Here is a 12,131-nt window from a genome sequence, read left to right on the forward strand (position 1 = left end):
GGAGGGACTGCGATGATTGTTAGAAAGAAAGGGAACTACTATGTTTTCATTAAACAGCACGATCATGGTTTGCTCTCAGGTGAGTTAGCGGCGCAAATGGCTAAACCAATCCGCCCACTCGCCAAAACACTGTACGCCATCTCACACCATGATTGGGGATGGGAGAGCTTAGACCAGTCGCCGCTGTGGAATGATGAGACCAATGAGCCCTACTCTTTTGAAGATTACCCGATGCTGCCCAAGTTAGAAGCGTACACGGATGGCATCACCAAAGTAGTAGCGCATGATCCCTATGCGGGGTTCTTATGCAGCAAACATTACGCATCTTTTTTCACCAATATTGACGATCCGGTGGCCCGTAAATTTCGCGAGCAAGAGTATAGCCGCCAAAACAAACTCCGCCCCCTGTTTACCGAAGAGGAAGAGGAGAATATTTCGGCCAACTTCCGGTTGCTCCGTTTTTGCGACGATTTGTCGCTGGCTCTTTGTTTTAATGAACCGGGGGAAAAACCGAACCATCCATGGTTTAAAGATGGGATTTTGTATCAGGGAGAACGATATCAATGGGTTTGGGAAGGGCGGGATCGCCTGCGACTTGTCCCCAATCTGTTCAAACAATCGTTCACGGTGGAGATTCCGTACCAGGTGTTTGACGGTTATCGCCGGTTGGTCGGACGGGATGTGTACCGTTTCACCGTGATGGTATAAGATGAAAAATTGGCGGTTCGGCAAAGGAAAGGGGAGGGCGGACACAGGTGCGGGAGCCGAAGTCGCTGTTGGGTTTCCGGATATTTGCCGTTTCGTGACAGTTTCCAATGTATTTTGTTTTTTCAAACATAATGGTCTACAATAGTGATAGAAGCTTTGCGCCAAAGGATCATGTAACAATGATCGTCGGTTTTAGGGGAGAGTGTGGCAAGTCAAGCTGGCAAAGTAGTGGCAGATAGCCGGAGTTGAACAGCCGGCTGTCTTGTGCATTACGAGTTGGATGATTTGCTGGACAGATCCCCGTTTGTCACAAGGAACGGAGGAGAGGAAGCGGTTGGATGTTCTTGGATTTAACCATCTCACATTGCGCGTGAAGCAGTTGGCAAAGAGTTTGCCTTTTTATTGCGATGTGCTGGGGATGACCTTGGTTCATCGAGGAAGAACCGATGTGTATTTGTCTTGGGGTGATGCTTGGATTTGCCTGCTGGAGAAGCCGGAGGAAGCGGGGTCACCACAGGGACTTGGCATGGATCATGTGGCGTTTTCCATTTCAGAAGAAGCATTCTTCGCGGCGGTGAACACCCTGCGCGAGAAGAGGGTTCCCTTGGTGCGGGAGCCGATTGAACGTGGGGGCGGCTGGTCTGTGCAATTCACTGATCCGGATGGATTGGTGTTGGAGCTGTTCACTGGCGACCTTCAAAAGAGGATGAAACAATGGAAATGATAGCGGGATGAAGCGATGGGGAGGAACGATCTGTTGAAAATCGCGGTGACCGGAGCGACAGGCCTGATCGGCGAGGCAGTAGTGAAGCATCTGCGTAGCCAAAGGAATGAAGTGGTTCCGCTGGTTCGGACGGCGCTTTGCGAAGAGCCCCATATCTACTGGAATCCTTCGCACCGAGAGTTGGAAGCGGGCAAGCTGGAAGGCATGGACGCGGTCATTCATCTGGCCGGTGAAAGCATTGCCGGTTTGCGCTGGACCAGGGAGAAGAAGAAGCGCATCTTAAAAAGCAGGGTGCAAGGCACACGTTTTCTGTGCCAAGCGTTGGCTGCAATGGCCCGCCCCCCAAAGGTGCTGTTAAGCGCCTCAGCGATCGGCTACTATGGTGATCGTCCAGTCACAGAAGAAGTGGATGAAAACAGCCCAAAAGGAAAAGGCTTTTTGGCCGAGGTGGCGGAAGCATGGGAGATGGCAACAGAGGATGCACGAGCAAGTGGTATCCGGGTGGTGAACATGCGGTTTGGCATGGTGCTTAGCAATCAAGGGGGAGCTTTCCCAAAAATGCTGTACCCTTTCAAATGGGGATTGGGCGGCAAACTGGGCTCCGGAAGGCAACCAATAAGCTGGGTATTGCTGGATGAAATTCCGCATGTGGTGTCACACCTCTTGGAGAAGGAAGAGTGTGCGGGCCCTGTCAATGTGGTGAGCCCCGCCGCAATCACTAACCATGACTTTGCCAGGGCTGTGGCTGATGCGCTGGGCAAGCCAGCCAAGTTTCATGTGCCGTCACCCTTGGTCCGACTGGCATTGGGACAGATGGGAAAAGAGTTGTTGCTTGGGGGATGTCGTGTTTTGCCGCGCGTATTATTACAAACCGGGTATACATTCCGTTTTCCGGAGTTGGCTCCGGCGCTAACCCATCTCTTAGGGCGTTGACAGGATGGGAGCGCGACGTTAACGATGGTGAAAAGAAAAGGATGGTAGCGATGGAATCGGTCGTTATTCGTCGGGCCCGGGCTCATGAGGCGGCTTCCATCACAGAGCTGGCGCTTCGTTCAAAGGCTCATTGGGGCTATGACGAAGCGTTTATGCGACAGGTGGCCGATGAGCTGACGGTGACGCCGGAAATGGTGCACGGATGCGAAGTGGTGGTGGCGGAGCGGGCGGGGCGATTGCTTGGATTTTATATCCTCCAAGGACGGCCGCCTGTTGTAAAGGCTTTGTTTGTCGAACCGGTTGCGATGGGCAGACAAGTGGGCCGCATGTTGTTGGAACATGCAAAGAATGTTGCTCGTGCACACGGTTTCACTAGTTTGAAAGTAGATAGCGATCCCCATGCAGAAGGATTTTATTTGAAGATGGGCGCTGTCAAGATTGGGAAAGTTCCTTCGGGGTCGATTCCCGGACGGTTTTTGCCGATGCTGAAAATAGAAGTTTAACCATTTTCCGGTTTATTCCTTTGTCTTATTGTATAAGAGGTGGCAAGGGAACAAGGCAGGGATAGAATATTAATTATAATAATTTTTTTAATATTTAACAAAAACCGTATTTATTAAGTATATGTAAATGGTTTATTATGGTTATCGATGTCATGAAAAAAAGAGCGGATAAAGAAAAATTGCAGGATATCATTTCGATGGAGAATAGAATAATCCTTGGTGCAAATTTTACAAAATTGTGTTGAAAACGTGATGATTTGTGTAATATTATAGGAAAAAGAATGGGAGAACGACCGAGATACTGGGGAGTCATGTCAAAATATTGTTAATTTGAGTAAAATGTGAAATGATACGGCAATTTCTCCCGGCTTTCGGCGCGGATACGGTCGGCATCGATAACCAATAGCAGTTGATAAGTGTTTCTTCAATATAAGAGGAGGGGGTTTTATGAAAGATCCCAAACAAATCTTGGATTCTTGGCGTACGGATGTTCATTCCCGTAACATCTATTCCAACCTGTTGAGGCAGTTTGACCTGGAATATCCTAATCAAAAAGGAAACCGTCGCAAACCTAAATCATTTGCCGCAAGAAACCCCAATCATACTGCTGCTGCTTTATCACTTTGCCTCGTTACAGGATTAACGGTGGGCGTCGGTTCCGCCTTTGCCGAAAATGAGGTGGGCCCCGACACAAACCAACCTGTTGACTTGCCGCCGAGCAAAGCTTCAGTCACCCAGGAACAACCGGCTCCAGAGCAAAAGAATGTGGGCTTGGAACGCCGCATTGAAGACCGTCGTCCGCAAGAGGTCGAAATCCCTAAAAAACCACAAGTGCAACAACATCAACCGGATGAAGTGAAATCCACATCCCCAGAATTGCCTCCAAGCGAAGAAAAGCCTCGTGAAGTGGTCGCAGAAAAAGAAAAATCGCAACCAACATCCGAGTCTGAACAGCCTGCCCGCAAAGATCACATCACCAACGATCGTTTATCCAGTCATCATTCGCCTAAGCTCAATCAATCAGAAGAACAAACGATGGAACCGCAGAAGGAATCCAAGCAACACCAATCCACCAACCAACACATTGAAGAACCGGTGCGGGTGGTCGAAGGGGAAGTGTCGCTGGAGGCTTTCTCAACGGAGAAAAAGGATGCCGAAACCAAACAGGACGCCATTAAGACGACTGCCGACACCCGCTCAACCGAGATGCCCAAAACGGTGGATGGGGGGCAATTGCCAAATACCGCTGGCAATGATTTGAACGGGGTGTTGATCGGAGGCGCCACGGCGCTAATCGGTTCGCTTTACGCGTTCAGACGGAGCCGGGTGAAGCGTTCTTGAAGTGGGACCGCGTCATCGCGCTCGCTTTGGTCACGGCTGGCGTCGCTTACGCCAGTTATTCCGCAGTGAATTATATCGAAAAACTGCAGGTGGTGACGACGGCGGCCGGCTCGGGGCAAGAGGCGCCTAAGCTTAAGTCAGCGCCGCCGCGCAAACATGCTGACCAGTGGGTGGTGGTGCCCAAAGAGGAGCGTCCAAAGCGTGGGGAACACTTCGCCGATTTGCTCATCCCCAAGTTGGATGCACGCATGCCGATTATCGAGGGGACGCATGAAGACGAATTGGCGAGCGGGGTGGGGCATTATGCTGGAAGCGTATTGCCTGGAGAGCCGGACAACGCGGTTTTGTCTGGCCATCGCGACACGGTTTTCCGTAAAATTGGCCAACTGAAAAAAGGGGATGAACTCCGTGTTCGTACCAAACAGGGGACATTTGTTTACGTTATTACCAAGACGTGGGTCACAAAACCGGACGACCGTACGGTAATCGTCCCCCATGGGAAACCCGTGCTCACGTTGACGACATGTTATCCATTTACATTTGTCGGGCCGGCTCCAGAACGCTACATCATTCAATCTGAATTAAAACAGAAGCTGGATGAATCAGCTCCGGATGAACAAGGAGGATGAACATGGAACGGCCGATGATTCGTCGTACTTTCATACGTTTTTTGTTCTGGGCATTGATACTCTACACGGCGGTTAGTGCGACGGCCGTCTTGGGAGTCCAATTCGGATTGATCCCGGTTCCGCCTCGAAAAATTGCCGCTGCGGACAACCAAGCAGCACAAAAAGGGATAGAAGCCCACTTCTCAGAACGAGCGTTTGCCGAGCAGTTTGTCCGCGAATATTTCTTTTGGACGAAAGGCAAAGAAAGTTCTCGTGCGGAGCGGTTAAATCCGTTTTTGCACAACAACATGGATGTGCAAGCAGGACTTGATTTCAAACAAGCTGACTGGGAATCTTATGCCCGCTATGTTGCGGTCTGGGACATCAAAGAGCGGCCCGATCGCTCTGGTGTGATAGATGTGACGGTGTTCGCCGAAACGATTTTGACCAAAGTCGGCAATGCCAAGATGCAGAAACGGGTTGACCGTTACATGGTGGTCCCGATCAAGAAAGTGGGCAACTCTTATCTGGTTGCGGACACGCCTTATTTGGTGGCTCCACCCGTGCCCTCCTCTCGCCAACTACCGGAAGGGCAGGATGAGAAGGAACAAGGGGAGGCGGTTAATGAAGAGATTCGTTCGCAAGTGGAAACATTCATGAAGTCCTTCTGGAAAGTGTACACCACGGGCGAACCACAGGAAATTGCTTATTTCCAAAAAAATAGTACGCCCACCGCCGGATTGAAAGATATCTTGCAATTCATGGATTTGAAAAACTTATCCGTCCGCAAACAAGGCGACGTTTATGCCGTCACCTGTGACGTGCAGTTGAAGGATTTGTCTTCGGGAGCAGAGATGGCTTACCATTACACCTTCGACCTCGTCCGGGAAGGCGACCGTTGGTATGTTGTGAGAATGGGACAAGGGGAGATCTAGCATGATGAATTTAAGCACAATGTTGTTGTTGGCCGATACTCCGGGGAAAAAACTGCAGGAAACGCTGGGTGGAGAGATTGGTTCGATCTTCTTTTTGGCTGTGATTTTCATCAGTTTGACGTTGTTCTGGAAGAGGGCGTTCACAGCTTTCATCGGCTTTGCTTTGTTCGCGATGCTGGTGAGTGTGTTTATATTCCAGCCGGAAATGGTTTCTTCGCTGGGTTCCGATGGATTCCGCTGGTTGTTTGAGGCTGTCCTCGAATGAAGCAAATTCGCGTCTACAATCAAGTTTTTCGCATTGAGAAAACCGTTTACTCCATTCAGGGAGTCCATTTGCCGCTGCCGGTGTCATACCGGCAGATGGCATTTTTCGTCGGAACCTTGATTATCATGGTTATCCTTAACCGTGTTCCTCCCATCAGTTGGGTTGACTACTTTCTGGTTAAGTTTATCGGGATTCCAGCCTTAGTGGCCTGGTTTTTCACTCGTAAGACATTGGATGGCAAAGCACCCCACCGCTTTCTCCTGCGGGTGGTGGAGCATTTTTTCGCTCCTCACCATTTTGCGCGTTACCAAGAGATTGAGCGGCCGAAGCAAAAATATTACCAATACGAAGGTGTAGTACCTTATCGCAATACAACCAGGGGGGATCAAGAATGACGCGCATCCAATTTCCCGTCAAATATTTTGAACAAAACCTGGTGTTTGGCACGGAAGGCTCTGTCTATGCTTACTATGAACTGCAGCCGTTCAACTACGACTATCGTTCCAATGACGATAAACTAAGCCTCCATGGAAATCTGGAGGCTTTTTATTGGAACATTCATGCTGATACGCATGCACTGGTCGTACCCGAATACCAAAGCTTGGAAGAGCATCGCCAAGCGATGGAGGAGCGTCTGTGTGATGGATTGCGGGAGGCTGGCAAGCGTCACATTCAGACGGCCATCGACCATTTACGAGGCAAAGACATCCATCAACACCGCTTTTTCATCGGGGTAAAGTTGAAACCGACCACTGTCAAGGGGTTGTCGTTTTTCGGCGAGCTCAGCTACATTTGGAAAGATTTCAGACGGTACCTCAACAACCAAGCAGGAACGGATATGCCGGAGGTGTTCCAAGAGGAGATTGAAGCTTACCAAGTGCAGGAAGAGTTGATCTACTCCCGGATTAACAGCTTTTTGCGCGCGCGCCGGGTCGATCCGGCGGATTTGGAGTGGTTGATCCGACGAGGGTTTTACCGGGGAATTGCTGACACACCACGGCGAAAAGATTGGGTGCCGCAAGCGGTGCCGGTAGAGGTGAAAGGCAAGAAGGCCAAACGGCCAGGGCGCGATATCCTCACATTGGCAGAAGGCCGGTTCGATGACTCCCACGGACGGCAACTGGTGGTGGAACAATTTATTGGCAACCAGGCGAAACAAGGGTACATGGCCTTTCTTACCTTGTCTCATATTCCCGACAAGGCTCCGTTCCCCGGTTTGGAATGGTTGTATTGCTTGCAGCGACTATCGTTTCCAGTGGAGGCCTCGGTCAGGACAGAGACGATTGAGTACGGGAAGGCACTGTCACAAGTGCTGAATAAGAAAAAAGAGCTGAAAGCAGAAGATGAACATGCGGTTGAAAGCGGAGAAGAAACCTCCTACCACATTTTGAGCAGCCGCCAAGAGGCCAACGAACTGGAGAGTAACCTACGCACCGATAAATTTCCGTTGATCAATACATCAATTGTGCTTTGCGTGTCCGCGTCCAACCAAGAACAGCTGAACTTGCGCATCCAAACCGTGCGCGACATGTACAGCGACATGATGATCCAAGTAGAGGTGCCGTATGGAGACCAGTGGCGGGCTTTCAATGAATTCATACCTGGCGCCAAACGGTATATCACTGATTATGTTCACTTCATGGACCCGGCCGCAGTCGGCGCCAGCATGATTGGGGCGACACGGCAACTGGGTGACGGGCAGGGGCATTTCATCGGCATGTCGCAAAATTTGCCCGTTTTCTTCCAGCATGACCGTGGTCCCAAAGATAAAAAGTTGAGCACGACCGCTTCTGCCGCATTTATCGGATCGCTGGGTGCAGGTAAGTCGTTGGGGGCTAATCTCCTGGCATATCAAGCCCTGCTGTCGGGGGCCAAAGTGTTGATCTTTGACCCGAAAGATGAACGGGCGCACTGGCCTGAATACTTGCCAGAATTGAAGGATATCTCCCGTGTGGTCACTTTGCGGGCCAGTGCGGAGGACCGTGGCAAACTGGACCCGTTGATGGGTGCGCACAGCATTCAGGATCGATCTGCCGCAACGGAAACGGCCAAACGCATTCTTCAATTCCTCGCTCGCGCCGCAGATGGCACCTATGAAGCGATTGTGATCGGCAAAGCCGTGGACCATGTGGTGCAACATGCGGAGCGGCCGTCCATGATGAAAGTGATTGAAACGCTAAAAGCGGGATTGCGTGAAGCGCCGGAAAAGCGGCAGGATTCGTTGGAAGAGATTGTCGATGTGCTGAGTTACCTGGCCACCTCAGGGCAAGGACAGTTGCTGTTTGGCGATGGAACGCAGAAGGCAATTGATTTGTCGTTGCCGCTCACCATCTTACAGGTGGAGGATTTGAAATTGCCGGAGGAGAGCCAAACTGACTTTGGACGCATGGCCATCGCACTCTTAATGGCCATTTCGGACTTTTCCCGCCGTTTTTCCAACCAGCCGTCCAGTGAGTTCAAGCTGGTGTTGTTCGATGAATCATGGCGGTTGGCCAAAGTGCGGGAAGGCCGAGCGATCCTGGAGGAGTTGGTGCGCACCGGGCGGAGCAAAAACGCAGCGATCTACCTGATCAGCCAAAATGCCAAAGATATGCTGGGTGAAGAGATTCGATCCAATCTGGGGTGCCGGTTTGTGTTTCGTTGCCGTGACACCAAAGAAGCGGAAGCGGCATGTCAAATCTTGGGGATTGAAGCGGATGAAAACAACATTGAGACCATCCGCAACTTGCCTACAGGGATGTGCCTGATGTCCGATCTGGAGAAGCGCGTCAATGAAGTGGAGATTCGCGTATTGGAAGAACGCCTGTTCACGGCGTTTGACACCCGTCCGGGCTCACGCAAACAGCCGGGGTTGGAAGCGGTGCGCCAATGAAGAGGGTTGTGGTTGGATAGCTTGAAACGAAGGGGACCAGACGCAATGATGGGGAGAAAATGGATCGCTGTCTTCCTTCTTACTCTCTTAATCATGGGAGGCAGTGCAGGAAGCGGAAGCGTGGTCTATGCGGAGGAGACGAAGCAAGAATCTGAAGGTTTCAACTTGGTTAGTGACTTGCTCACGATTTTCCCAGAGGAAAAGATTGATCGCGCCAAAGCCAAAGGATATGAGACGAAGTTTGCCAAGTACAAGCCGAGTCGCTATTCGCTGGAGATGACCCTGGAGGAACGGCAAGCTTGGGAATTGTATGATTTGGCCGCCGATTCGGGCTATATGATGATGCACCATGTAAACAATTTGGTGTGGCAAGCGTTGCTCTCATGGAACTTCACTGTCATCTTGATCGTAGAGAACGCTTTTTCCCTTGATATTGTCGACGAGTTTGCTGATGCAGTGGAAAAAGCGGTGCAGCAATTGGCCGGATTCAACGGAAGTGGGTACGGCCAGACCGGTTTGATGGGCAATTTTCTGTTGATGATGATCATTATCGCCGGGGCGGTTATCGCTTATCAAGGGATCATCAAGAAGAAGACGCAAGATGCCTTGTCATCGATGATTACCAGCGTAGTGATCCTGATCTTGGGAATGGCCTTCTTCGCCAACGCGGGCGGGGTGATGCGTTATTTCAATGACATCAGTAGTGGCCTTAGCCAAGAGGTGATGGGTGTAGGAATCGATTTCCAAGCGGAGTTGAGCGATGAGGAAGTGACTTATCCTGCTGACGTTTCCTCGCTGATCATTGCTGACAAGTTGTACAACATGATGGTTTACGAGCCGTATATCATGCTGCAATACGGCAAGACGTCGATAGACAAAGAGATTACGCCAGAACGGATTAACAAGATCTTGAATCACAAAGTGGGTAGTAGTGCCCGAAAACAAGCGGTGATCGATGAGAAGACGGGAAGCAGTGAGCGGGGCATCGAACCCAATCCGATGGTGACGACGATGGGTGTATTTGAGCGGTTGACCCTGTTGTTGCTGCTCTGCATATCCCATTTGATCTTAGGCTTGCTTTTCTTTATCATCGCCGGGGCGATGATTGTTTACCAATTCATGTTTGTGCTGATCGCTTTGTTCGCTCCGTTTGCGTTCTTGATGGCTCTTAATCCCAATTGGTCGTCGGTGGCAACAAACTGGTTCAAACGGTTTATCGGGTATCAACTGATCAAATTGATCGTCGGCGTTTTTTTCAGTATGCTGCTTACCATTTCCCAATTTCTCTACGCAATGAACCCTCCTGACAAGGTGGGGTATATCTGGACCATCGCCATGCAATTGATCTTGGTGGTCGGCGTGATTTGGAAGCGGAATGAACTGTTCAGCATCATGAAGGCGCCGATGGGCAAAATGGATAACTTTAAAGGTGAACTCAATATTGAGATGCCAATCAATTATGTTACGAAATATACGGAAAATCTGGCTGCGCGCGCGGGGAAAATCAAGTTGCGCAAATAGGGAAAGAGGAGGGCGCAACCCATGTTTAATACAGATTTGCCCAGTGGTCGCCGCAAATTGTTTGCGTTGGTGCTCGGCGTATTTTTGGTCGTCGGATTTTCAGTTAAGTATTTGCTCATCTGGCTCGGTTGGGTGGGAGGCGCTGATCAGACCTCCCGCCCAACCCAGGAGCCGGTGGCCGAAGTTGGGTCTGACACGGAGTCTACTTCGGTGACGCCTGAAGAGGTGGCACAGGCGAAACGGGTCGCCGAACAGTTTATTCAAGCTTATACGACGGTAGATTTTAAACAACGAGACGCTTGGCTGGCGTCACTAAAAAATCTGACTACGCCTTTCCACTATGCGGTGTTGGAGCAAGAGGCGACCCAGTCCCGTTCGCCAGAAGACACGGTGTCCACGGCTTTCTCCAAACCAGGCAGAATGGATTGTGAGGCGGTGGCACATCGCGTTTCCTGTCTCGCGGAAGTGATCGTGTTGGAAAAAGGGCCGAAGGAGTCCCTGCCGGTGGAGCGGATTTACCAGCTGCTCTTAAGCGCTGACGGGGAGCGCTGGGTAGTGGAGGAGGCGCAAGCACGTGGCAACTTCGAGTAGACCAGCGACCGTCACGATCAAGAAGCCGTACATCATTCAAGGCAGAAAAGAAAAAACCGGCCGTGAAGCGAAAGTGCTGTTTCTTTCCATCTTGGCTGGTGGGGGGATTTTCTTTCTGTTTGTCTGTGCACTACTAGGACTTCTCTTCTTGAATCTCTTTACTGAGGGACAAACGGGGAGCGAAGTGGAACAATGGGAAGTGGCGGAAGGCTTCCCGCAGGTGGCGCAAAAATATCTGCCTATATATCAAGCGGCTGCCAAGAAGTATGGGGTGCCATGGCATATTTTAGCCGCTATCCACAAGGTGGAAACCAACTTTGGCCAAGATTTGAGTGTGAGTTCGGTGGGAGCGAAGGGCCATACCCAGTTTATGGATAAAACGTGGGTCGGCTGGTCTTATCCGGGGGGAACAGCGCTCGGGGATTTGCCTGATTCTGTGGACATCACCGACCCGAGTCTCATCGCTAAATACGGCGGTTACGGGGTGGATGGCAACGGGGATGGCAAGGCCGATCCGTATGATCCTGTTGATGCCATTTACGCCACAGCCAATTATTTGGCGGCCAATCACAGCCAAGGTGAAGATTGGTTTGGCAGGAAGGGGTCCATCTGGCGCTACAACCATGATTATGAGAATTATGTGTTGAAGGTTAAACGGTATGCTGATTCGTTTGCCCACCCTGTTCTGACGGCGGGAGGAACCGGGATTTCAACTGGCCAATTTGTTTGGCCCGTGCCAGGGGGACGCATCACATCTCCCTTCGGCATGCGTTTTCATCCAATAAAGAAAGTGTACACCTATCACGAGGGATTAGATATCGCCAACCGAGCGGGCAGCCCGATCTTGGCCAGCGACGGAGGCGTGGTGGCGGAGTCGCGTGAAGCCAGCGGTTACGGGTGGATGTTGGTCATTGACCATGGCAATGGGTTTCGTACATTGTATGCGCATATGTACCCTGAAGACGTCAAAGTCCGCGTCGGCCAAAAAGTCTCCAAGGGGCAAGTGATCGCCTTGGTGGGGTCAAACGGATGGAGCACCGGCCCGCACTTGCATTTTGAGGTGCGGAAGAACGGGCAGCTGATTGACCCTAGCTTGGTGGTGAAGCAGTGAGCGGGCAGATGGCGTAGAG

The 12,131-nt window shown here is 51.0% G+C and carries 13 protein-coding genes; all 13 read left to right on the top strand.

What is annotated here, in order from left to right:
* Positions 1-12: 12 nt before the first annotated feature.
* Positions 13-708 (top strand): DUF3891 family protein, encoded by a 696-nt coding sequence (locus tag NYR52_RS02655; RefSeq protein WP_259436215.1) that lies wholly within the window; start codon positions 13-15, stop codon positions 706-708.
* Positions 709-1,042: 334 nt separating this feature from the next.
* On the top strand, positions 1,043-1,432 hold the full coding sequence (locus NYR52_RS02660; protein WP_132219554.1) for a VOC family protein: 390 nt from the start codon (positions 1,043-1,045) through the stop codon (positions 1,430-1,432).
* Between the two features lie 33 nt (positions 1,433-1,465).
* Positions 1,466-2,365, top strand: coding sequence for a TIGR01777 family oxidoreductase (locus NYR52_RS02665; RefSeq protein WP_259436216.1), 900 nt, complete (start codon positions 1,466-1,468; stop codon positions 2,363-2,365).
* Between the two features lie 50 nt (positions 2,366-2,415).
* The gene (locus NYR52_RS02670) at positions 2,416-2,868 is read left to right on the top strand and encodes a GNAT family N-acetyltransferase (protein WP_259436217.1); all 453 of its coding nucleotides are present in this window, start codon (positions 2,416-2,418) and stop codon (positions 2,866-2,868) included.
* Positions 2,869-3,315: 447 nt separating this feature from the next.
* Positions 3,316-4,209, top strand: a complete 894-nt coding sequence (locus NYR52_RS02675) for a hypothetical protein (RefSeq protein WP_259436218.1) — start codon at positions 3,316-3,318, stop codon at positions 4,207-4,209.
* Positions 4,206-4,838 (top strand): class D sortase, LPxTATN-specific, encoded by a 633-nt coding sequence (gene srtD / locus NYR52_RS02680; protein WP_246026805.1) that lies wholly within the window; start codon positions 4,206-4,208, stop codon positions 4,836-4,838. Before NYR52_RS02675 ends, srtD begins: the two co-directional genes overlap by 4 nt.
* A gap of 2 nt (positions 4,839-4,840) precedes the next feature.
* Positions 4,841-5,752, top strand: a complete 912-nt coding sequence (locus tag NYR52_RS02685; protein WP_158283158.1) for a conjugal transfer protein — start codon at positions 4,841-4,843, stop codon at positions 5,750-5,752.
* Between the two features lies 1 nt (position 5,753).
* A complete protein-coding gene (locus NYR52_RS02690) occupies positions 5,754-6,017 on the top strand; it encodes a hypothetical protein (RefSeq protein WP_211341876.1) in 264 nt (87 codons plus the stop codon).
* The gene (locus NYR52_RS02695) at positions 6,014-6,412 is read left to right on the top strand and encodes a TcpE family conjugal transfer membrane protein (RefSeq protein WP_022737745.1); all 399 of its coding nucleotides are present in this window, start codon (positions 6,014-6,016) and stop codon (positions 6,410-6,412) included. Before NYR52_RS02690 ends, NYR52_RS02695 begins: the two co-directional genes overlap by 4 nt.
* Positions 6,409-8,889: an ATP-binding protein gene (locus NYR52_RS02700; protein ID WP_132219560.1), complete on the top strand. Its 2,481-nt coding sequence runs from the start codon at positions 6,409-6,411 to the stop codon at positions 8,887-8,889. The genes NYR52_RS02695 and NYR52_RS02700 overlap by 4 nt, the downstream gene beginning before the upstream one ends.
* Before the next feature lie 45 nt (positions 8,890-8,934).
* Positions 8,935-10,410, top strand: coding sequence for a CD3337/EF1877 family mobilome membrane protein (locus NYR52_RS02705; protein ID WP_132219561.1), 1,476 nt, complete (start codon positions 8,935-8,937; stop codon positions 10,408-10,410).
* A 21-nt stretch (positions 10,411-10,431) separates the two neighbouring features.
* A complete protein-coding gene (locus NYR52_RS02710; protein WP_259436219.1) occupies positions 10,432-11,001 on the top strand; it encodes a hypothetical protein in 570 nt (189 codons plus the stop codon).
* A complete protein-coding gene (locus tag NYR52_RS02715) occupies positions 10,985-12,112 on the top strand; it encodes a peptidoglycan DD-metalloendopeptidase family protein (protein ID WP_259436220.1) in 1,128 nt (375 codons plus the stop codon). Before NYR52_RS02710 ends, NYR52_RS02715 begins: the two co-directional genes overlap by 17 nt.
* Positions 12,113-12,131: the final 19 nt, after the last annotated feature.

The sequence above is a fragment of the Laceyella sacchari genome (assembly GCF_024927925.1).
Taxonomy (GTDB): Bacteria; Bacillota; Bacilli; order Thermoactinomycetales; family Thermoactinomycetaceae; genus Laceyella; species Laceyella sacchari.